General features: G+C 54.0%; 20 protein-coding genes and 1 pseudogene. 5 read left to right on the top strand and 16 right to left on the bottom strand.

All coding sequences use genetic code 11. The annotated features are described in order from the left end of the window. Positions 1–23 precede the first annotated feature (23 nt). The 3 genes and pseudogenes from IPM31_05515 to IPM31_05525 form a co-directional block, all read right to left on the bottom strand. On the bottom strand, positions 24–1,874 hold the full coding sequence (locus tag IPM31_05515) for a DUF2142 domain-containing protein (protein ID MBK9006435.1): 1,851 nt from the start codon (positions 1,872–1,874) through the stop codon (positions 24–26). Between the two features lie 246 nt (positions 1,875–2,120). Further along, positions 2,121–2,285 (bottom strand): annotated as a pseudogene (locus tag IPM31_05520) (type II toxin-antitoxin system HicB family antitoxin). Positions 2,286–2,492: 207 nt separating this feature from the next. Continuing rightward, positions 2,493–3,101 (bottom strand): hypothetical protein, encoded by a 609-nt coding sequence (locus IPM31_05525; GenBank protein ID MBK9006436.1) that lies wholly within the window; start codon positions 3,099–3,101, stop codon positions 2,493–2,495. 120 nt (positions 3,102–3,221) lie between these two features. On the opposite strand from IPM31_05525, the gene IPM31_05530 reads away from it, so the two are divergent. From IPM31_05530 to IPM31_05540, 3 genes are read left to right on the top strand one after another with little or no spacing between them, the layout of a single operon-like run. Continuing rightward, complete coding sequence (locus tag IPM31_05530) at positions 3,222–3,593, top strand: nucleotidyltransferase domain-containing protein (GenBank protein ID MBK9006437.1); 372 nt, start codon at positions 3,222–3,224, stop codon at positions 3,591–3,593. After that, positions 3,577–3,960, top strand: a complete 384-nt coding sequence (locus tag IPM31_05535; protein MBK9006438.1) for a HEPN domain-containing protein — start codon at positions 3,577–3,579, stop codon at positions 3,958–3,960. The genes IPM31_05530 and IPM31_05535 overlap by 17 nt, the downstream gene beginning before the upstream one ends. Positions 3,961–3,972: 12 nt before the next feature. Further along, positions 3,973–6,300, top strand: coding sequence for an SUMF1/EgtB/PvdO family nonheme iron enzyme (locus IPM31_05540; protein MBK9006439.1), 2,328 nt, complete (start codon positions 3,973–3,975; stop codon positions 6,298–6,300). Positions 6,301–6,445: 145 nt separating this feature from the next. Here IPM31_05540 and IPM31_05545 read toward each other — a convergent pair whose 3' ends face one another. From IPM31_05545 to IPM31_05560, 4 genes are all read right to left on the bottom strand, one after another. Then, entirely contained in the window at positions 6,446–6,664 is a 219-nt protein-coding gene (locus IPM31_05545; protein MBK9006440.1) for a hypothetical protein, read from the bottom strand. Next, complete coding sequence (locus tag IPM31_05550) at positions 6,633–6,926, bottom strand: BrnT family toxin (protein ID MBK9006441.1); 294 nt, start codon at positions 6,924–6,926, stop codon at positions 6,633–6,635. The genes IPM31_05545 and IPM31_05550 overlap by 32 nt, the downstream gene beginning before the upstream one ends. Positions 6,927–6,941: 15 nt before the next feature. After that, positions 6,942–9,569 carry a DNA gyrase subunit A gene (gyrA, locus tag IPM31_05555; protein ID MBK9006442.1) on the bottom strand — a complete coding sequence of 876 codons (2,628 nt, stop codon included), beginning with the start codon at positions 9,567–9,569 and terminating at the stop codon, positions 6,942–6,944. 174 nt (positions 9,570–9,743) lie between these two features. Then, positions 9,744–10,595 (bottom strand): hypothetical protein, encoded by an 852-nt coding sequence (locus tag IPM31_05560; GenBank protein ID MBK9006443.1) that lies wholly within the window; start codon positions 10,593–10,595, stop codon positions 9,744–9,746. A 204-nt stretch (positions 10,596–10,799) separates the two neighbouring features. Between IPM31_05560 and IPM31_05565 the strand changes: the two genes are divergently transcribed. Together IPM31_05565 and IPM31_05570 are read left to right on the top strand one after the other, a co-directional pair. Next, positions 10,800–11,333: a methylated-DNA--[protein]-cysteine S-methyltransferase gene (locus IPM31_05565; protein MBK9006444.1), complete on the top strand. Its 534-nt coding sequence runs from the start codon at positions 10,800–10,802 to the stop codon at positions 11,331–11,333. Between the two features lie 188 nt (positions 11,334–11,521). Beyond that, a complete protein-coding gene (locus tag IPM31_05570) occupies positions 11,522–12,697 on the top strand; it encodes an acyl-CoA dehydrogenase (protein ID MBK9006445.1) in 1,176 nt (391 codons plus the stop codon). A 47-nt stretch (positions 12,698–12,744) separates the two neighbouring features. Here the strand turns inward: IPM31_05570 and IPM31_05575 are convergent, their stop codons facing one another. The 9 genes from IPM31_05575 to IPM31_05615 all read right to left on the bottom strand — a co-directional run bounded on the left by IPM31_05575 (position 12,745) and on the right by IPM31_05615 (position 20,761). Next, on the bottom strand, positions 12,745–13,593 hold the full coding sequence (locus IPM31_05575) for a DegV family protein (GenBank protein ID MBK9006446.1): 849 nt from the start codon (positions 13,591–13,593) through the stop codon (positions 12,745–12,747). Beyond that, positions 13,593–14,165, bottom strand: coding sequence for a glycerol-3-phosphate acyltransferase (locus IPM31_05580; protein ID MBK9006447.1), 573 nt, complete (start codon positions 14,163–14,165; stop codon positions 13,593–13,595). Before IPM31_05580 ends, IPM31_05575 begins: the two co-directional genes overlap by 1 nt. Before the next feature lie 68 nt (positions 14,166–14,233). Then, on the bottom strand, positions 14,234–15,325 hold the full coding sequence (locus tag IPM31_05585) for a hypothetical protein (GenBank protein ID MBK9006448.1): 1,092 nt from the start codon (positions 15,323–15,325) through the stop codon (positions 14,234–14,236). Next, complete coding sequence (locus IPM31_05590) at positions 15,322–15,519, bottom strand: YwbE family protein (protein MBK9006449.1); 198 nt, start codon at positions 15,517–15,519, stop codon at positions 15,322–15,324. The genes IPM31_05585 and IPM31_05590 overlap by 4 nt, the downstream gene beginning before the upstream one ends. Further along, complete coding sequence (locus IPM31_05595) at positions 15,516–16,019, bottom strand: DinB family protein (GenBank protein MBK9006450.1); 504 nt, start codon at positions 16,017–16,019, stop codon at positions 15,516–15,518. Before IPM31_05595 ends, IPM31_05590 begins: the two co-directional genes overlap by 4 nt. Positions 16,020–16,214: 195 nt before the next feature. Further along, the gene (locus IPM31_05600; GenBank protein MBK9006451.1) at positions 16,215–16,502 is read right to left on the bottom strand and encodes a GIY-YIG nuclease family protein; all 288 of its coding nucleotides are present in this window, start codon (positions 16,500–16,502) and stop codon (positions 16,215–16,217) included. Between the two features lie 188 nt (positions 16,503–16,690). Further along, complete coding sequence (locus IPM31_05605) at positions 16,691–19,864, bottom strand: penicillin-binding protein (protein ID MBK9006452.1); 3,174 nt, start codon at positions 19,862–19,864, stop codon at positions 16,691–16,693. A 4-nt stretch (positions 19,865–19,868) separates the two neighbouring features. After that, entirely contained in the window at positions 19,869–20,297 is a 429-nt protein-coding gene (locus IPM31_05610) for a DUF3997 domain-containing protein (protein MBK9006453.1), read from the bottom strand. A gap of 17 nt (positions 20,298–20,314) precedes the next feature. Beyond that, complete coding sequence (locus IPM31_05615; GenBank protein ID MBK9006454.1) at positions 20,315–20,761, bottom strand: dehydratase; 447 nt, start codon at positions 20,759–20,761, stop codon at positions 20,315–20,317. Positions 20,762–20,993: the final 232 nt, after the last annotated feature.

Consider the following 20,993-nt stretch of genomic DNA (forward strand, 5'->3'; position numbering starts at 1 on the left):
ATTGCCGTTTAAATTTGAAAACTTCAACGCGCGTTGGAGTGACGAAGCGCGTCCCAACCCGCGACACAACCTGTTTGAAAGATCATGTCTTGCGACATGGGTTGGTCGTTTTCGAATAACTTGCCCGCGGGGTATTCAGCTCTCAATGAATAAGCGATTTGCGGACCTGTAGAATCGGATGCGATGGTCAGTAGATAGAATTTGCCCAGCGATTGCCAATCGGGTTCAAATTGAATGGCGTACCAATCACCAACAGGGAGGGCGGAGTTGTTGACGAGTTGGTTGACGAGCTCGCGCCCCTGGTCAACATCTTGCAGGATGAATTGTGTCGTTCCAGATGGATCCGCTTCGCTGGCGGTCATCCACACGCGGACTTCGCTTGCGCCGTTACATTCCAGAACGATTTCTTGTTTGAGAGTCAGTTGAGTCGATACTGGCGACGAATAGCGTTCATCGGGCGCCCAATTTTTGTAATTGGGCTGGTAGCATAGACCCGATTGATAAAATTGCGAGCCGCAATTGACATGATAGGAGAGATACATCCCTGTTGTGTAAAAGAGGAGACTCAACACGGAGAGGACGACGGGGAGAGCGCTGGGGATGCGAATCCGCTGGAGGATGGGCAGACCAGCCAGCCCGACGAAAAGAAGCGGCATGACCGTCGTGAAGTAACGTCCTTGCACGCCCTCGATGGATTTGAATCCCACCGGATTGCCGGTGATGTAGAGCAGAATGTACGTCCCGACGTATGAAACAAGAAAGACGAGGAACAATCCAGCGCGGGCGCGAGTTGGAATCGAATCGTTGTTGAGAAACAAGGCGGCGATCAGTGCGGCGGTGAAGAAATAAAAAGTCCATGCGGGGACGGGCCAGTAGGCAAAGCCGTAGATGGCGAGAGAATCCAAAAGATAACTGAACCATCTGCCGCGAATCGTTTGCGTGAGGATGGATAAAAATTCAATCGGTTGTTGCAGGATGAACAGAACTTGCCCGCGAGGGTCTGTGCCATCGGGCAAAGCGTGGAGCTGTGAATAGGCGAGCAGATTCCAGCCGACGACTTCGATTGCAAAAAACACGACGGTTGTTAGAAGCAAGAACAAGTAGCCGTGTCGCATGGTGAAACGCGAGGGAGGAATGATGAGGAAGGGAAGGACAGCCAGAGGGACGATGTTGACTTTTCCGAAAAATAAAATGAAAAATAATAGCGCGAGCCAGCCCCATTCCTTCCAACGGATTTCTTTTTGATTTGCGATGGCGATCGTTCCGCCGATGAACAGAAACGCGATGCCGTTCGAGATCGCGTCCGCGCTGATGGTGGAGGCTTGCAAAATGGCGACAGGCGACGCGGCGAAGATGGCGAGAATCCATTTGCCGAACGGAATGAATCGCACCCCCAGCCATGCGAGCGCTGTGTAACTGATGAGTCCGATCAGACGAATGACATAATACACGGGCAGGGCGGGCAGTCTTTCGCTTCTTCCAAGAAAGCGCATGACCATGGCTTGCGGCAATAACAGCGGAGGCGAATAGACCGAGCGCGTCTCGACAGTTCCATACACATAATCGTACGCGTCCATCGGCAGGCTTCCAAATTTTCCCCAGAAGTCCGCTTCCACCGCGCGGACGATGAACTGCCTGCGATACGAAAGTTCCCAATAGACGGCGGGGAATGGCGTCTTCTCTTCGTTCGGCAAAAACGCGAAGTCGGACATTTGCCAGACGCGCATGAGATGCGTCTCTTCATCGTAGCCCGCGCTGATGGGAAGCAGAAGACAAACGGCAACGCCGAAGATCAGCAACACAGCGAGCAGATAAATTTCCGCGCTGTGCAAGTGTTTGATGGGTGAAAAAAACTGGGGACGTTGTGCTTTCACTGGATCATCTCGACGACGGGACGCACGCTTCGATTCGACGGGTGAGCGGGGTCGCGCTAGCGAGGCGCTCGCAACTCCGCCTTCTTGCAAGATTCGCTATCGGCGCATCTCAGAAAGAATTTCTACCGCGCTTTTCTCGCTTTGCCAGCCTTTTCCCAATTTGTCCCCTAATTTCAGCAATCTTTCCCAAGCGTCATCATCCGATTTAATAGGAGGGGAATACATGAAGATTATCGCGGAAATTGCCTGACCGTTTTCAACTTGATCGGCAACGACGCGTAAAGCCAAAGCCTGTACGCGGGCAATTGCGCTTTCGGCGTCATTGCCATACGCCAGCGTACCCGGCAATTCTTTCACTTCCGCCAGCCAGCGACCATCTTCTTCTTGTTCGTATTGGATCGTTAGATTCATCGGATCTTGCTTTCGTTTGCATCATTATACACGTCAACACTACTCCGTCCTACTGGCAAGGAGAGTAGGGCTACTGCGCTTGAAGTTCTCTTCCACTAATCTACGCTAATCTTAGCAATTTTTTTAGCGGAAATTCGTGAGGATTAGTGGATAATGCTTTTGAAGAGCTTCTCTAATGTGATTGCTCTTCTGGGAGAGGGCTAAACCCTACTTTTTGAGATTGATTCCGTTGGGTGTGATATCAAACGCCCAGGGCTGGGATGTATCAAGGCAGTGGGTTCCGTTCGTCACCATGAAATACTCTTTGGGGTCGGGGTTCCATGCCCACAGGGAATAACATCCTACGATGAGATCGCCGATGACCAGCGATTGACCACTCGTGAGAGTATAGGGGCGGTAACCGCACACACTTTGCGGACCGTTTTGCTGTAGATTCACTGAGACATTGATCGTTCCCTTCGTGGGGTTGTCAATGCGGATCTTGATCTTCTCTCCTTCCAATGAAGCAGGCAGGAGGGTATTAATGCACGGATCACCCGCATACGGATTCGGAACAGGGCTGGGGGTGAATGTTGCCCCCAGCGTTGGCATAGGCGGGAGGGTAGCCGTGAACGCGGGTGTATTCGTCAACGTGGCTGTCGGCGGGATCGTAGCGGTCGGGATGGCGGCTTGCGTCTCTGCCACCAGCGTGGAACCTGCCGCGACGATGGTGCCTTGCAGGTCTGCCAGATTGATCGTAGGTGTAGCCTGCGGTTCACCTGCGCCACACGCGCTGACGATGAGTGTGATTGCGATAAGCATTGATAATCGTTTCATGTGGAGATGTCCTTGATGGTTGAATTATAGTTGAAACCCTCGCAGGCATCTTCCAAACAAGAAAGACACTATTGACCTCAGCGTGTTCGGCACGTAGGCAAAATAACGTATAATGCAAACATGGCAACGCCAACGCTATTTCAGGGTCCGTCACTCAGGGAGCGCAAGCGCGTCCCCATGCAGACCATTCGCGCGATTGCGAAACATATTGCGGAAACGTTCGATCCCGAGAAGATCATTCTCTTCGGCTCTCACGCCTATGGAAAGCCGACCGCCTCCAGCGATGTGGACCTGCTGGTCGTGATAGATACGCCCAAAGGGGATGAATTCGAGAAGTCGCTTGAAATTAGAAAATCACTGCCGCCGCTGAACTTCGGGCTGGATGTTGTCGTTCGTTCACAGAAGGCTATCGAAAAACGCAAGAAGTTGGGAGACTGGTTTCTGGTTGACATCACCCAAAAAGGGAAAGTTCTGTATGAACGAAGTGGCTAAAGAGTGGGTGGACAAAGCCGAGGAAGATTTCGATAGCGCGGATTTGCTCCTCCATGCGGGCGAAGCGCCGTTGTCGAGCCCTGCCTGTTTCCACTGCCAGCAGTGCGCGGAGAAATACCTCAAAGCGTTTTTGACGGACCACTTGATCCGCTTTGAACGAACCCATCGATTGGCGGATTTGCTCGGGTTGTGTATCCCTGTTGACAAGGATTTTAGAAAACTTGCAAGCGATCTGAACAGCCTGGATGGATTTGCTGTCGCCATACGATACCCTGGCGCAACAGTTTCAGCGGACCTTGCGGAAGACGCATTCGAAGCGGCGAAAAGAGTGCGCGTTTTCGTAAGAAGCAAACTCAAACTCAAGTAAGGGGAGTACGCCATGCCCGCCTCTAATTCAAAAACCTACATCGTCAACGACCAGCCGACCGAAAGGGACGCGCTCGATTTCACGCCCTACGTCGAAACCCTCGCGGACATTATCCAGACAGGCAACACGCCGTTGACCATCGGCGTGTTCGGCGGGTGGGGTTCAGGCAAGACTTCGCTGATGCGAATGGTGAAGAACCAATTGCCGAAGAAGTTCACCGTCGCATGGTTCGACGCGTGGAAGTACGACAAGGAAGAAACTCTTTGGCGCGCTTTCTTGTTAAGCGTTTTGACAGCCCTTCGAAGAGAAATAAAAGAGGGACAACCTATTGAGGACTTAGAATATTTGGAAACAATGCTTTACCGAGGCATTGAAATTGAAAAAGCAGGGGGAGTCACAATCGATCTTGCAAAACTTGGGGGCGCAGTTGCAAAAGGAGGCGTCCAACTTGCGCTTTCGTTTATTCCGGGCGGCACAGTGCTAAGTGAGTTCGTCAAAAAAGTGCAACAACTCGGCGCTGAGGCTTTGACCGACGAGGCAACCGAAGCCATTCAACGCGAACGCACAAAGATACAAATTGAACAGGTCCGCTTTCTCGAACAATTTCAAGGTAAATTTCGCATACTTATTGAACAGCATGTTTCAAACAGCGACAAAAGGCTCGTTGTTTTTGTGGACGATCTCGACCGCTGTTTGCCCGAAAAAGCGATTCAAGTGCTGGAGGCAATCAAGTTGTTCCTCGATGTGCAGGATTGCGTGTTCGTGCTCGGCATTGACCAGGACGTGATCGCGCGCGGCATCGAGATGAAATACAAGGATGTCAAAGATAAAAAGGACGCGGAGGGCAAACCGCAGTTCACCATCGAAGGCATCAAGTATCTCGAAAAGATCATTCAACTGCCGTTCCAAATCCCGCCTGTGATTCAGGACGACATGGGCAAATTCGTTGAAGGATTAAGTAACGATTGGGCGCACGAAGACTGTCACAAAGTATTCGCCGAAGGATTGGGCGACAACCCGCGCAATATCAAGCGCACGGTCAACACCTTTTTGATGCTCTCGAAACTGGCGGAGAAACGCAAAGAAAAATTGAAAGAAGCCGTCAAGCCGATCCGTTTGGCAAAAGTGGTTGCGATTCAAGCCGCGCACCCCGACTTGTTCAATTTACTCTTGAAAGAAGAGCCGCGCTATCTGCGTGAGCTCGAAGAATACTACCTCGCCGAGACCAAACTTCCAAACACCTATAAGTCTATGTCATCGGTTCCTGAAAAAGTTTTAGAAGATGCAATAGAGGGAAAGGCCGAAATCCATATTGACGATGCGACAAAGGCCGAACCCCCGCCCGCACTTGTTCCCTTCCTCTCACAACGCGGAAGCGCGGCAGTGCGGCGAATCCTCACCATGAAACACAAACCCGAAACGCAGGATGCCACCTTTGCAGGCTTGTCGACCGATGAATTGAAACTGTATTTCACCCTCACACGCAGCGCCGAAGCGCCGCAAGCCGCGCCGCCTCCCGCCGAAGTTGCAAGGCTGGTGTTCGAGCCGCAGATGGTGCGAATCCCTACTGGAAAATTTTTGATGGGAACAACCAAGGAACAAGCCGCGCAGGTCATCAAAGAAGGAGGTGAAAACTGGAAGGAATGGGTCGAATGGGAACAACCTCAACACACGGTTGAACTGTCCGAATATTTCATCGGCAAGTACCCGATCACCAACCGCGAATATCAAGCATTCCTCCGCGACGTAAAAGATCAATCCCCGCCGCGCGGTTGGGATGGCGACCAGTTCCCCGTGGAAAAAGGAGGGCATCCTGTGGTGAATGTTTCGTGGGACGATGCCAACGCGTATTGCAAATGGTTAAGCGAGAAGACGAAAAAGAATTACCGCCTGCCCACCGAAGCCGAATGGGAGAAAGCCGCGCGCGGCGAGGATGGTCGCGTCTATCCGTGGGGTAATGCGTTTGACCCGAAGAAAGCCAACACAAGCGAATCGAAGATCGGAGATACAACCGATGTTGGCAAGTTTTCAAGCAACGATCCCGCTTTGAGCGGCGATTCGCCGTATGGATGCGCCGACATGGCTGGCAATGTGTGGGAGTGGTGCAATGATTGGTTTAGCGAAAAAGAGTACCAGCGTAGCAGTCCTGTGGATCAGGATAGAACAGGCAAAAATATAAAAGACCCGCAAGGTCCAGAAAACGGTACAACTCGCTGTCTGCGCGGCGGCTCGTGGACCAACGTTGAAGACAACGCGCGTGTTGCGATCCGCTACTACGTCCGCCCGAGCAACGGGTACGACAGTATCGGTTTTCGCGTGGCGCTCCTCCCCAGCGGGTGATCTTGAATCCTGTTCGCGAAGCGTGTTTTCTGCGTTCTGTTTTTTCCTCTCGCCGAAGGCGAGTCGATTTTGAAAAAACGACTTGCCGTCATTGCGAGCCACGAAGTGGCGAAGCAATTCCCAACATTGTTTGGATGATTTTTCGTCAGCCTTTCGGCAGCGCGGAGATCAACGCGCGCAAGGCGGTATTGACCTCTTCCGTTGTCTTGAATACCTTTGCCACATCGGGATCGATCACAGCCACGAGCGGCGCGTCCTTCATGCGGCTGGCAAAGCGATTCGGCTGGGCTTTCTTGTAATCGAAACGATACTCGGAAGCCATATCGGAGACTTTATACGATTTTTTTGCGGGCATTTTTTTCATAATCTTTTATTTCATCTTTCGTCGCGCGGCGGGCGCTGATCATTCGGATCGTATCATCCATCCGTTCGACAAAACACACAAGTATGAGCCTTCTCAGGGTGGAGTAGCCGATGATGATCTCGCGATGCTCCTCCGCCGAGTGTTCCATGTCGTCGAAGATCAACGCCAGCGGATCGCTGAAAACGGTAAGCGCTTCATCGAATGCAACTTCGTGTTTGCGGAAGTTGCTGTCCGCTTTGCGAGGATCCCACGAAAACCTCATGGCGCAAGTATAACCTTATTTCTTTTTCTTCCCCTTCGAGGATTTTGTCTTCGCCGTTCTTGCCTTCTTAACCGCCTTCTTCGCCTTCGCCGAAGATTTCTTCACCGCGACCTTCTTCTTTGAAGCCGCAGACTTCTTTGCAGTCTTCTTTCCTTCTTTCCTCTTTCCACTTTCTATTTTCCCCTCCCCTACAAACCTCCCCGCCTCCCACGCCACATTGACCGAGACCACTTCCTCGCCAGGCTTCACCTCCACCACCACATCACCCTTCGTGGCGGCGCGTTTGCGTAGACTTGCCGCATCTAAGCGAGTTGATTTCGGCGCGCCCTTGCTCAAGTGGATGGTCGCCATGTGGTTCGGTTTGCCCGTCACCACACCGACGAGTTTTTCTTTTTCAGGCAGTTCCCAGGCGATCACGCCCTTGCCGTAACGTCCTTGTGTGGGGAATTCTTTTTCTTCCACGCGCTTTGCCTTGCCGTCGTTCGTGAGCAGGAACACTTCACCTTCCGACGGTAATACTTCCGCGCCGATGACTTCATCTTTATCGTCCAACTTCATGCCGTTGACGCCTGCCGCGACGAGTCCCATCGGGCGCACGTCATCTTCCTTGAAGCGGATCGCCATGCCCTGCGCGGTGACGAGGAAGATATCTTTCTTCTTGCCGTCGGTTAATCCGACAGAAATTAATCGGTCGCCTTCGTTCACTTTGACCAAGACAAATGTTTGCGACGATGGTCCTGGCAATTCACTGATCAAACTTTTCTTGATCATGCCGAATCTTGTCGTGGTCAGCACACACGTCTCTTCGGACAATGTAGATTTTCGTGACGGCAACGCGAACACTGCCGCGAGCGAATCATTTTCCGTGAGCGGCGAGACTTTGTAGAACATCGAGCCTTGCGTCAACTTTTCGGCTTGCGGAATGATATGCGCGGCAACTGCGGCGGCGCGTCCAGATTTCGCCACAAAATAGATCGTGTCTGTCGTGGCGGCTTTCACCAGCCAGCGCGGCGCGTCGTTGCCCGAATGCTTCGGCTGTTTATCGTCGGCGGTGCGCGAGACCAAGCCATCGTCGGTCACGCCGATCCACACTTGTTGTTCAGGCAGAAGGTCGCGCGCGGTCAAGGCTTTCTTCGTCGTCTTGCCGTCTTTCGACTCGCCCAGAGTCACGATCTGCGTGCGGCGGCGGTCGCCATATTGCGCTTTCACTTTCAACAGTTCGTCCGCCACAACGCCGCGCATCAACTTCGGCGATTTCAACAACGTGGTCAACTCTTTGATCACCGCGCTCACTTCTTTATATTCGGTTTCGATCTTCTTGCGTTCGAGCGCGGCGAGTCGGCGCAGTTGCAGGTCAAGGATCGCCGTCGCCTGCAACTCCGTCAGTTTGTAGCGCTTCATCAGTTTGGCGCGCGCAGTCTCCACGTCCGAGGCGGAGCGGATGATGTTGATCACTTCATCCAGATTCTTCAAGGCGACTAAATATCCTTCCAGGATGTGCGCCCGCGCTTTGGCTTTTGCCAGATCGAATTCAGCGCGCCTCTTTATGACGGTCAGCCTGTGTTCCACGTAGACGCGGAGCGCCTGCTTCAACGTTAACGTGCGCGGCTCGCCGTCCACCAGCGCGAGCAGGTTGATGCTGAATGTGGTTTGCATCGGCGTGCGTTTGTAGAGGTCGCGCAAGACGACATCGGGATCGGCGTTCTTCGTCATCTCCAACACGATGCGCATGCCCTGACGATCCGACTCGTCGCGCAGATCGGACAAGCCTTCGAGATAGCCATCGCGCGCGAGATCGGCGATGCGCTCGATGAGACTCGACTTGTTGACCATGTACGGCAGTTCGGTAACGATGATGCGATTCTTGCCGCGCTCCATCTCTTCAACGTGCGCCTTCGCCTGCACGGTGACACGTCCGCGCCCCGAGCCGTACGCGGCTTCGATGCCCTCTTCGTCTTTTTCCTGCACGATGAGTCCGCCCGTCGGGAAGTCTGGTCCCTGCACGAACTTCATCAATTGCTCCACGTCAATGTCGTCGAGTTTCTCCCACTTTTCGATCATGTAGACGAGGGCGTCCACAACTTCACTCAGGTTATGAGGCGGGATCGAAGTCGCCATGCCCACCGCGATACCCGTCGCGCCGTTGACCAGCAGATTCGGAATCGCGGAAGGTAAAACGTTCGGTTCGGTTAATGTGTCGTCGAAGTTGGGAGTGAAGTTGACGGTCTCTTTGTTGAGGTCGAACAAAATATCGAGCGCGGCGTTGGTGAGACGCGCTTCGGTGTAACGCATCGCCGCGGGCGGGTCGCCGTCCACAGAACCAAAATTCCCCTGACCATCCACGAGCATGGTGCGCATCGAAAAATCCTGCGCCATGCGCGCCATCGCTTCGTACACCGCCGAGTCGCCGTGCGGATGATATTTACCCAACACTTCACCGACAATTCTCGCAGATTTTTTATACGCCGAGTCCGCGCGGATGCCCATATCGTACATCGCGTAAAGGATGCGGCGTTGCACAGGTTTGAGTCCATCGCGCGCGTCGGGCAGGGCGCGCGCCACGATCACGCTCATCGCATAATCGAGGTACGCCTGTTGCATTTCGGTGTCAATGTCTATTTTGCGGATTAGTCCAAGTTCCATAGTTGCTCCAAATTTTTAAACACGAAGGACACGAAGTACACAAAGGTTTTAACTTCGTGTCCTTTGTGCCCTTGGTGGTCGAGTCTCTTTGAAAGTATGTTCTATTGCGGGGACAATCTTACGGGGAAAGAGAGGATGCGTCAAGGAACGATGCTCATTGTTGAACGGAATCGCTCATGGGATGTAGGAGAGGGATTTGGTCACACACTGTCCGCGCAAATCTGAGTCGGTGCATAGGGTGATCGAAATGGACATGTTGTGCGAGTTCAGGTTGAACGGGAAGGTGGGCGTGCTGATGCGCACTGTGCCGCCCTGGATCAAATAATCGGCGGGTTCCTGCGCTCCGCCGCAACCGTCTACGAAAGTGAAATCGTTCGCGGTGGCAGAGCGGAAAGTGGTTGTGTCGAGGTCGCGCACGGTGAGGCTGACGGATTCGAAAAGCTGGTCGCTGATGCTCTTCAGGCGAATATCGGACCAGAAGTCGTTGGAGCATTTGCCCATGCCCAGATAAGTGATTTCGAAATCTGCGGGTCGAGCGAAGGGGGGCGTTTGCACAAGAAGCATTGCGTAGTTGCCGGTAACCGATGCGTATTCGCCGGACATCCAGCAAAATTCCGCGCCCACATCCGGGTTGCGCACGTACCAATATTTGCCGGTGGCGTGCCGACCGACGATCTCGGTGGTTTCGCCCACAAGCAAAATGCCCACTTTCTCATACTCTTTTCCCGGGCCCATCCTGCAAAACGTATCCACAACGACGGAAATCATGGGTTTCTCTGGCGTGGTTGTGAACTCGATCGTCGGCGTGAGAGTCGGCGTATCGGTCGGCGCGGGGCTGGGGCTTGCCCCGATCAACGGCAACGCGGATGCCGTATCTTGAATCTGGATCGCGGCAATCGTTTCGACGATGGCAGTCTGCGCCGCGTTCGGATCTGTGGTAGGGACAGATGGAACCGTTCCTCCGCAGGCGAGCGACGCCAGCAGTAGGGCTGTGATGAAAAGTTTGAAGGAGGAGTTCGTAGGCATGGGTTTCCTTTGGTTACCCCAATGATAATACCATTCCCGATTCAATTGAAAAGTTTGGCTATCCATCTTAAGAGTGTGGGAAATCCATGAGAGGCAAATGGGATGTGTGGCGTGTAATTTTGTTTGCCGCCAATTTGCCAACACCTGGGCGCTCTCGAAGATCGAGCGAGGTAGTTCGCGCTATAATTCAAGCGAGCGATCGAAATGAAAAAGACAAGACAGGATGCCGCCCCCATCTTCATCGGCGAATTGAACGGGACTCGCCTGGGAGACTTCCGCCTCGCCGCCTCCGACTTCGGCCTGGTCGCGGTTGAGTGGGCGGAATCGCAGGGGGAGTTTGATTCTTATCTAGCGCGATTCAGCCGTCCCGTCGTGGAAGATGCGAAACGCGTCCAGCCGTACGCGAAGGAACTCGCCGAATACATCGATGGGAAACGTCGCGCCTTCACCATCCCTGTGGATTGGACTCTCTTTACCCCGTTCCAGCGCGAGGCGTTGCAAGCCGTGTTCCGCATCCCCTATGGCGAAACGCGCACATATCTCGACATTGCCCAGCAGATCAACCGTCCGCATGCGTCTCGGGCGGTGGGAGGGGCGAACGCCATGAACCCGATGCCGCTGGTGATTCCCTGTCATCGCGTGATCGGCATGGATGGCAAACTTCGCGGCTATGGCGGCGGGCAGGGGTTGAAAACCAAAGAATGGCTGTTGCAAATGGAAGGCGCGGTGTTCGCGTAAGATCATCTTTTGATACAATCTTTTTGCAAAGACTTTATCGGTCATAAGACAAAACCTTCGTTGGACGCTGACCGCGAAGCGCGCAGAAGGCGCAGATTGTTTCTCTCTTTTCATCAGCGTGAATCAGCGTTCACCTGCGTCCTAAAAATTATTTCCGATGGCGTCTATACTACAACGATGAGGCAACCATGGCAAAACCAACCTTCAAATGGGACGATCCCTTTCTGCTCAACGACCAATTAACTAACGAGGAACGCGTGATCAGTGAAATCGCGCACAGGTATTGCCAGGAAAGATTACAGCCGCGCATCCTGGAGGCGAACCGCAAGGAGATCTTCCACCGCGAAATCATGGATGAGATGGGACAGTTGGGATTCCTAGGCTCAACCATTCCCGAAGAATACGGCGGCGCGGGGTTGAATCATGTGGCATACGGATTGATGGCGCGCGAAGTGGAGCGGGTGGACAGCGGCTACCGTTCCGCGATGTCGGTGCAGAGTTCGTTGGTGATGTATCCGATTCACACGTATGGGACCGATGAGCAAAAGAAAAAATATCTCCCGAATTTGGCAAGCGGAAAGTGGATCGGTTGCTTTGGCTTAACCGAACCGAATCACGGGAGCGACCCTGCCAGCATGGAGACCCGCGCCAAAAAAGTAGACGGCGGTTTCATTCTCCAAGGCAACAAGATGTGGATTACCAACTCGCCCATCGCAGATGTGTTCGTGGTGTGGGCAAAACTTGATGGCGAGATTCGCGGCTTCATTTTGGAAAAAGGGATGAAGGGACTCTCCGCGCCGAAGATCGAGGGCAAGTTCAGCCTGCGAGCGAGCGCGACAGGCGAGATCGTGATGAACGAAGTATTCGTGCCTGAGGAAAATATGTTCCCGAATGTGAAAGGCTTGGGAGGTCCGTTCGGGTGTTTGAACAAGGCGCGTTATGGAATTGCGTGGGGCGCGTTGGGCGCGGCGGAATTTTGCTGGCACGCGGCGCGGCAATACACGTTGGACCGTCCGCAGTTTGGGCGTCCGTTGGCGGCGAATCAGATCATTCAATTGAAGTTGGCGAACATGATGACGGAGATCACGCTGGGATTACAAGCCGCGTTGCGCGTGGGACGCTTGATTGACGAAGGCAAGTCCACGCCTGAGATGATCTCGCTGATCAAACGCAATTCATGCGGCAAAGCGCTGGATATTGCAAGAATGTCGCGCGATATGCACGGCGGCAACGGCGTCTCGGATGAGTTCCATGTGATTCGACATGCGATGAATCTTGAAGCGGTCAACACCTATGAGGGCACGCATGATATTCATGCGTTGATTTTAGGAAGAGCGCAGACGGGGATTCAGGCGTTTTCGTGATTGGACGATGGACGACTGACCATGGACAATGGTCTATCGTCTATCGTCTATCGTCCATGGTCTTTTTTCACTGCCGCGAAGCCCAGACCATTCGCCCCCAGATGTGTTCCGATCACGGCGGTGACATTCACAAACAAAATATCACGCGGAACAAATTCGGGTTGACGTTCCATCACGTTGTTCAATAATCCTTTTGCGCGCGCGGGGGCGTTGGTGTGCAGGATCGCCAGCCGTTCCATTTCTCCCATTTCTAAAAGCAAGTTCAACATCCGTTCATCGGATTGTTTTGTGGTTCGCGTCGCGCCGATGGGTTTGACGTGACCCTCTTTTATTTCGACCACTGGCTTGATGGATAACAATCCGCCCAAATGCGCGACCACGCCTGGGACGCGTCCACTGCGTTTGAGATTCTCCAGCGTGTCGAGCGCGGCGAAAACGGATAACCGCTTGCGAGTCGATTCGATGGCGTCGAGCGCGGCTGGCAGACCGAGTTCGGCTGATTCGGCGGCGGCGAGGACTTGAAAACCGAGTCCCAGCGAGAGCGAGCCGCTGTCTATGATGGTGATCTTGTTGGGGAAGTCAACCGCCGCCTGGCGCGCGGAGTTGAGGATGGCGGTCAACGTCCCTGCGGCGTGGATGGAGAGGATGTGCCCACAGCCGCGCGAGAGGAGGGAATCGTAGCGGGAGGCGAAATCGCCGATCGAAGGCGAGGCAGTTGTCGGGTAGGGGTGAAGCGAGGCGAGTCGGTTGTAAAAATCTTCGCGCGAGAGTCCAATTCCATCCGCGTATTCTTTTCCCTCGAGAATCAAAATGGAGGGGATGACTTCAAGTTCGTGTTGTTCGATGAGGTCATTGGGGAGGTCGCACGTTGAGTCGGTGACGATGCCGAGTTTCATTACAGCCCCCGATATTGACGGTTCCAGTCCATGAGAAAACGGTAGGCGATCACAAGCCCGCAAACGATGGCGATCCAAAATTCCGCGCCGCGCAGGTTGAGGAGCCAATACAGCGGCGCAAGGAATAAGCCGGCGATCAGGCTGGCGCGCGCGCGATGGCGGAGGATCGCCAGCATTGCCGCCAACAAGACGATGCCGGAAAAGAAGGCGAGCGCGTTCAGCGCGAGAACGGCGCCGCCGAAGGTTGCCAGCCCCATGCCGCCGCGGAATTGCGCAAAGAGGGGCCAGCAGTGACCAATGACCGCCAACGCGCCGGTGAGAGCGATGACCCAGGTTTCACCCGAATATCGATACGCCAGCCATGTTGGAATAAATCCTTTGGCGATATCGAGAACGAACACGAGCGCGCCCCAGCCGAAGCCCGCCTGCCGTGCTGTGTTCGTTGCCCCCGCGTGACCCGAGCCGCCGTCGCGCACATCTACCCCTTTGGCGAAGCGAGTGACCCACACGGCAAAAGGGAGGGAGCCGCAGAGATAACCGAGAATGGGGAGGAGAATCGAAAGGATGGGCATGCGCGCGAGTATAGCACACGCCTTTTGTCACTCAAGCGGGTTGTTCCGCGCTTGAGTATTGGAATATTTCACTCCGAAAACAGGGGCGGGTTTGGAGGCATGGTCGCCATGCTCCAGGTTGTGAAATGGGTGGGACCGTCCTTGGTGTAGGAGAACAAGAGCACCCATCCGCCGTTTTGTAATTGTCCCCACACATCCGAAGCGGAAGGATGATACTGGATGATGGTTGCCGTTTTGCCTTCCTCAAGACGGGTACTTGTCAGTTCGCTATCCGCTTTGGGTTCTTTGCGCACATCCTGTGTGATGACCACGCTCACGTTCATCGGCAGGATGGGGAACGGTTCGAGGCGCTCCATCTGCACCCACGCATCGTTCCGCGTCACGAACGGATAAAAGATATCGCCTTTTGGCGTGTTGGGCCAGATGGTGGTCTTGTTTTTGGTGTTCCAGGATACCAACACGAATTTATGCACGAGATCGGGGCGGGTGAAATAGTTCTCGACGCTGGCATTCCCAGGCGAGTTGAAATCCATGGTGTGTACCTTGCCCCAGCCGTTGGAGATCGCCTCCAGGGTGACGATGTTGCCGCCCATGGTCAGGCTTTCCATTTGAGGGAAGCCCGCCCCGTTGAACAATGCCGTGCCGGAGGATTTGAGGTACGTCAGTTTGCCGTTGTTGTTCCCGTTCAAGTCGTTGATGAATCGCTCCCAGGCGCCATCCACCGGGGTGCGGATTGTGCCTGTGCCCTCCTTGGGGATCGGAAACATTGGCAAAATTTCAGGGGTTTGCTTGGTGTATCCCCAATCGGGGCTGACCGTGCGCGAACGGAAGTTGTACAGCGCGAGTTGGTGATCGTGCTTGACGCGGAAATATTGCACGTGTTGCGACTGCGGGGGCGCGGCGAGAACAATCGTGCCCACCGGTGTGAAGGTGGGGTCAAGCGTGAATGTGGGACGCGGCGTGGGGGTGAGCGTTAGCGTTGGCGGCAGGGTGGGAATCGACGCCTGTGTTTGTGTGAACGCGGCTCCGGCGGTCTGTTGCATATACAGTTGGATCGCATTCGAGTCCGCCGGAACGACCACCGGCGTTGCCAGCCCGGACGGCACACACGCCAGCATCGCGCCCAGCGCGAGAATTCCAAATAGTATTTTTTTCTTCATTCCAAAACGATTTCCTTGACGCGCCCCACCTCTCCGCTCTGCAAACGGACTTTGATGCCGTGCGGATGGTTCGGCGATTTGGTCAATATATCTTTGACGATGCCTTTCGTCAACTTCCCCGTTCGCTGATCTTGTTTCTGGACGACAAGCACGATCATTCCGACCTTGAGGCTGGTTCGGTTATTCCCATTCATTTTTTCCACTCGTTCAAAAACACGGTGAAATCAAGTTCCCCGGGCGAGTGACCCAAGTCGGTGAGGATCGCGGCGGCTTCACTGCGGTGTTGCGTGCCGTGATTCACGAGATGGATGTGGCAATGCCAAATGATTCTATCGCGCTGAATACCCGAAGAGGCTGTATAGCGTAGATGGCTGTCCATATCTTCATCGCTCAGGCGATTGAGGTAGGCTCGCATCAATTCTTCCTCTTCGCGGAATTTTTGTTCAAGCGATTCAAAAGTTGGGAAGTCTGTTGCCACAAGATCTTGATCTTCGGTGACGATCTGTGTTTCAAATAACACGCGCCAGATACGTTCCGCATCCACGGTGTGGACCAACGTTCCGCGCAGACCGCCGAACGGAAAGGATGCGGGCGCGGTGAATTGTTCGGGAGTCACACCCGCGCTCGCGGCGAGGATCTTCTTGTTCGCCCAGTAGTTGTATTCGTAGAGGAAGAGGATGTCGGGGAGATTCATGGTTGTACCTATGGCATGTCACCCTGAGGGAGCGATAGCGACCGAAGGGTCTCTGCTCGTTGGGGAGGAGATGCTTCGCTATCGCTCAGCATGACACACCTACATGTCACCCTGAGGGAGCGATAGCGACCGAAGGGTCTCTTGCTCGGCGTGGAGGAGACCCTTCGCTATTGCTCAGGGTGACATAGCGTTAATTCATTTATACCATTCAAGGCTTATATCTTTCCATTCTGGATTTTCAGCCTCGATCAATGCAATCTTCTTGGCGCGGCGCCAGCCTTTGATTTGTTTCTCTCGCGCAAGCGCGGCGTGTACATTACTTGTTTCTTCGTAGTATACCAATTTGGTGATGTTGTACTTGCTTGTAAACCCCGCGACAAGTTTGTTCTTGTGTTCATACACGCGGCGTTCGAGATTGTTGGTGACGCCTGTGTAGAGAGTCTTTGATCTATTTGTCATGATGTAGACAAAGTAGGATTTCATAATTCACTTCTAGCCATGTCACCCTGAGGGAGTGGCGCCTCGCGCCACGACCGAAGGGTCTCTGCTCGCTGTGGAGGAGATGCTTCGCTGGCGCTCAGCATGACATGATTGGGATGGGTTTTGTGATCGAAGGGTCTCTGCATGGCGTGGAGGAGACCCTTCGCTATCGCTCAGGGTGACATGCGCAATTATGGTGTGGGAGTCAAACTCGGTGTGGGCGTGTCGGTGGGCGGGGCGAGGGTTGGGGTTTCGGAGGGAGTCGAAGTGGGCGCGTCGGTTGGGGGGAGCGGGGTGAGGCTGGGAGTGAGAGTCGGTTCGGGGGTTGGGGTAGGCAGGTTGAGGGTCAGAGTGACGCGTTTTTCGGCGTAGAATTCCTCTCCGTTTTGGAGATAGATCCGAAGCGTGATCTTGTTCGAGGTCACGTCTTTTAAATCCCATTTGAAGATGGTGTCCGATTCAATTTTGTTGTCGCCTTGCGCGAGAGTCGTCCAGTCGTTGGGATCGTCGCCGTCCCCGACTTCGAGACGCCAGCCAGTGAAACCGCCTTTGGTGACGTCGATCGTGCCTTTGATGACCAGATTCGAATCAGTGATGGTGTCATTATCATTGAAATTAGAGAATTCGAGAATGGGGCGCGGATCGTCGGCGGAACATTCGCGGTCGGGCGCGAAGAACGGGTTGCGCGGCATATCGTGCGACTCGAGCCAATCTTTGCCGTCGCCACTGCGAAGCCACTTGCGACCCCACTCATCTTTGACGTTCATCACGAGTTCTTCTTTGTCGAAATCGGGACAAGCGTTGCCCGCGATGAGACCCGTCCACGTGTCAAGTTCGGTTTGGCGGAGGAGGTCTTGCGACGCGGGCAGGGGCGGCTGGTCGCTTGCGTAGAATTCACTGCGTTGACCGCCCTTGCACCAGTTCGACGGCTCGGCGCCTGAAACCGCGCAGATGATTTTTTCGGTGATGCCTTGCGGGATAACGAATGAGGAGGGAGTGTTGTTGGGACTCACAAGCGGCACAGCGTATTGCATGAACGCAGACCAGATCGGCGCCGCGCCTGTTGTGCCAGACGTGTTGATCATCGGAGTGTAATCGGCATTGCCGACCCACACGCCAGTGGCGAGATCGGGAGTGTAGCCGAGAGTCCAGTTGTCGTAGACGTTGACACCGTCCGCGCCGCGCGGATCGCCCGCCGTCCCTGTTTTTGCCGCGGCTTGGAAGGGGAGATTCAACACGGAGTTGGGTCCGAACATCCACGAACGCGCTTGGTTGTCGGAGAGGATGGATGAAATGAGGAAGGCGTGTTCAGGGCGGATGACTTGTTCGGCTTGCGGCGGTTGGTATTCGTAGATGACGTTGCCTTCAAAATCAACGATCTTGAGGATCGCAACGGGCGGAAGTTTTTTTCCGCCATTCGCAAACACGGAAAAAGCGGAGGTCATTTCCAACAGACTCACTTCGCCGCCGCCGAGCGTGAGCGCGAGACCGTATTGATCGCCTGTGAGACTCGTGATGCCGAGTCTTTTTGCCATGGCGATCATGCCGTCTTCTTCGGGCGTGTTCGGGTTGTCGTACACGCCGACGAATTCCAACGCTTTCACAGCGGGGATGTTGAACGAGTTGGATAACGCAGTCCGCACGGTCATGGGACCGTGAAATTTTCCGTCGTAGTTGACGGGCGAGTACGGCGGATTCGCCCCGTCGGGGAAATCGGTCGGCACATCCCAGATGAGAGTCGAGGGCGTCCATCCTTTTTCAAACGCGGCGAGATACGTGATGGGCTTGATCGAAGAGCCTGGCTGACGCGTCGCGCTATCCGCCATGTTGATCTGTCCCGCGATCGCGTCGTTGTTGAAGTCGGGCGAGCCGACCATCGCAAGGATTTCTCCCGTCGAAGGTTTGATCGAGACGAGCGCGCCGTTCTTCGCGTTCTTGTCCACGAGACCCGCGAGTTGTTCGGTGACGAGTCTCTGCGCTTCATCTTGCAACTTCGGGTCGAGCGTGGTGTAAACGATGAAACCCGAGCGATAGATGGTCTGCGCGTCGTATTGTTTTTCCAACTCGGCGCGGACGAAGTTGACCCAATGCGGATATTTCGTGTTGATGTTCGGCGAGTTGAAGACGCGGCTCTTGATCTCGTCCGCCGCCTGCACCGCCGCCACTTGGTCCACGCAGATCGGTGTTTCGCTGTTGCTGACGGTGATGCAATCCTCCGATTGACTCAATCCGAACATCAGCACCAACACTTGTTGCTGGCGGACGAGCGTCGCATCGCGGTTTGAATAAATGTCGTAGACCGATGGCGATTGCGGCAATCCTGCAAGAAAAGACGCTTCGGCAAGAGTCAACTGATTCGCGGTCTTGCCAAAATATGTTTCGGACGCGGCTTCGATCCCGTAGGCGAGGTTGCCGTAATAAATTTCGTTGAGATACAACTCAAGGATTTCATCTTTGGAATAACGCCGCGTAATTTCGGCGGCAAGGATGATCTCGCGTACTTTGCGGCGATACGTCCGCTGGGCGCGTTCTTCGGGCGAAAGCAGTAACGCGCGCGCGAGTTGCTGTGTGATCGTGGACGCGCCTCCGCCCTGCCCGTCGGTCTGATAATTTTTCCACAATGCGCGGATGAGCGCCCACGGGTCGAAGCCGGGATGTGTGTAAAAGTCTTTGTCTTCGGTGGCGATCGTCGCGGCGACAAGCGCGGGGGAAATTTTGTCGAGCGTCACATACGTTCTGCGTCCCGCGGTGGGATCGAGAATCTCGTACAGCAAATTTCCGTTGCGGTCCAAGATGCGAGTCGTTTCAAATTGCGACGCGCGGTTCTTGAGATCGTCCACGCTGGGCAATGTCCGCGCGATGGAATAGTATGTGTAGATTCCGACCGAGCCGACGACGATGGCGAGGATGACGATGCCGAACAATGCCAACACGGCGGCGCGTCCCAAACATCCGCCAGTTTTTTTCCAGTTGATGGATCTCCAATCGAAGGATGTGGACGCGGCTTTGCGCGGTTGACTCGGCGGCGACACGCGTCGCGTCTCGGTCATTCCACGCGGACGGCTGGCACGCTCATACGCGACGGGCGATACGCGCGTCCCATCCATGTCCACTTCGTTGACGCGGCGCGGAAGCGGCATGTTATTTTCATCCAACGGGATGTGGCGCGGTTCGGAATTCTCATCTCCGAAGAGGAGCGTGTCCGCGGGGTCGAAGTAGGGCGGCGGCGTCTTCTTTGCCGCGCTTGCCTTCGTCGTCCCTTGCTCATCCACCTTCGGCTCGATGGGAGTCTCGGCGCGGGTCTCGGCTTCGGAGTCGAGTAATTTTTTTATTCGGCGTTTGTTTTCTTCATTTTCGGGAGGCATAGTCTTATTTTATTTCCAACTCAACTGTGAAATCTATTTTAGCTGGAACACCTAACATTTCTCTGGTTTCCAAGTATTCAGATTCGGTCATCGGACCATACACTTTATCATTCTTCATATCTACAATAAACCAGTTCGCTTTTGTTGTGTCGACATCAAAAGGACTTTTCTGGGAATATTGCTTCGCTAATATATATCTTTTGTTCCAACCATATGCAAAGACCATCGGTGGCACTTTACAAGACGCAGAATTTGAGTTTTCAATTTTCTTGACTACACACGCTTGTACAATATCATCGGCTGCCCATACCGCATAGTCATTATCTAAATCCTGTTCATAGAGCAATCCAATTCCGCCAGGGATGCAAGCTAACAGGATTAACAAGAATATAGAAAGAAAGGTAATCTGAATTGTTCGTGAGCAATTTTTCATTTACGCTTTGTTACACTTTATTTCAGTTTGCTCACCATCAACACCGTCCACCTGCCGCGGTGACAGACTTCGTCGTTTTGGTTTTTAATTTCCACGGCAATCGTCACCGAACCGCCGCCGATGCGTGGAAGCGCTTTGGCTTCGACAGTTTCCATCTCCACATAAATTGAATCGCCGATAAAAACGGGTTTGACGAACTTCCATTCGTTGATCTCGCGGAATGCGATGACCGTTCCATCCAACATCCCTGTTTGCCACGCGAGACCCAGAGCATACGACAATCCAAGCACGCCATGCGCGATCTGCTTCCCGAACGGAGTCGTCTTGCTGAATTCGGGATCGGTGTGGATGCGGTTATCGTCACCCGTCAACGCGGCGAACTGCATGATGTCGGCTTCGGTGATCGTCCGTTTATCTGTGACCGTCTTTTGCCCCACTTGGAATTCTTCAAAATATTTGCCCATGATTTCTCCTCTTTGATTCTTACTTCGGTGGTCGAGTGCGCCGAAGGCGCGTATCGAGACCACAGGTATTCAAGAATACATCTTGTAACAAAATTTGTTATGCCTAGCTGTGGTTTCGATACGACCTGCGACGATCGCGCAGGTCTACTCAACCACCGAATTTCTTTTGAAGCGGGTGGTCTCGATACGTCCCGCGATGCTTCGTCTTCGGGCTTAGCCCTCCGCTCAGCGC

The sequence above is a fragment of the Candidatus Defluviilinea gracilis genome (assembly GCA_016716235.1).
Lineage (GTDB): Bacteria > Chloroflexota > Anaerolineae > Anaerolineales > Villigracilaceae > Defluviilinea > Defluviilinea gracilis.

Excerpts from the sequence above, each read along its gene's own strand:
- IPM31_05525 (MBK9006436.1), bottom strand. The coding sequence starts at position 3,101 with ATGAAACGATTATCAATGCTTATCGCAATCACACTCATCGTCAGCGCG.
- IPM31_05530 (MBK9006437.1), top strand. The coding sequence starts at position 3,222 with ATGGCAACGCCAACGCTATTTCAGGGTCCGTCACTCAGGGAGCGCAAG.
- IPM31_05535 (MBK9006438.1), top strand. The coding sequence starts at position 3,577 with ATGAACGAAGTGGCTAAAGAGTGGGTGGACAAAGCCGAGGAAGATTTC.
- IPM31_05540 (MBK9006439.1), top strand. The coding sequence starts at position 3,973 with ATGCCCGCCTCTAATTCAAAAACCTACATCGTCAACGACCAGCCGACC.
- IPM31_05545 (MBK9006440.1), bottom strand. The coding sequence starts at position 6,664 with ATGAAAAAAATGCCCGCAAAAAAATCGTATAAAGTCTCCGATATGGCT.
- IPM31_05550 (MBK9006441.1), bottom strand. The coding sequence starts at position 6,926 with ATGAGGTTTTCGTGGGATCCTCGCAAAGCGGACAGCAACTTCCGCAAA.
- gyrA (MBK9006442.1), bottom strand. The coding sequence starts at position 9,569 with ATGGAACTTGGACTAATCCGCAAAATAGACATTGACACCGAAATGCAA.
- IPM31_05560 (MBK9006443.1), bottom strand. The coding sequence starts at position 10,595 with ATGCCTACGAACTCCTCCTTCAAACTTTTCATCACAGCCCTACTGCTG.
- IPM31_05565 (MBK9006444.1), top strand. The coding sequence starts at position 10,800 with ATGAAAAAGACAAGACAGGATGCCGCCCCCATCTTCATCGGCGAATTG.
- IPM31_05570 (MBK9006445.1), top strand. The coding sequence starts at position 11,522 with ATGGCAAAACCAACCTTCAAATGGGACGATCCCTTTCTGCTCAACGAC.
- IPM31_05575 (MBK9006446.1), bottom strand. The coding sequence starts at position 13,593 with ATGAAACTCGGCATCGTCACCGACTCAACGTGCGACCTCCCCAATGAC.
- IPM31_05580 (MBK9006447.1), bottom strand. The coding sequence starts at position 14,165 with ATGCCCATCCTTTCGATTCTCCTCCCCATTCTCGGTTATCTCTGCGGC.
- IPM31_05585 (MBK9006448.1), bottom strand. The coding sequence starts at position 15,325 with ATGAAGAAAAAAATACTATTTGGAATTCTCGCGCTGGGCGCGATGCTG.
- IPM31_05590 (MBK9006449.1), bottom strand. The coding sequence starts at position 15,519 with ATGAATGGGAATAACCGAACCAGCCTCAAGGTCGGAATGATCGTGCTT.
- IPM31_05595 (MBK9006450.1), bottom strand. The coding sequence starts at position 16,019 with ATGAATCTCCCCGACATCCTCTTCCTCTACGAATACAACTACTGGGCG.
- IPM31_05600 (MBK9006451.1), bottom strand. The coding sequence starts at position 16,502 with ATGAAATCCTACTTTGTCTACATCATGACAAATAGATCAAAGACTCTC.
- IPM31_05605 (MBK9006452.1), bottom strand. The coding sequence starts at position 19,864 with ATGCCTCCCGAAAATGAAGAAAACAAACGCCGAATAAAAAAATTACTC.
- IPM31_05610 (MBK9006453.1), bottom strand. The coding sequence starts at position 20,297 with ATGAAAAATTGCTCACGAACAATTCAGATTACCTTTCTTTCTATATTC.
- IPM31_05615 (MBK9006454.1), bottom strand. The coding sequence starts at position 20,761 with ATGGGCAAATATTTTGAAGAATTCCAAGTGGGGCAAAAGACGGTCACA.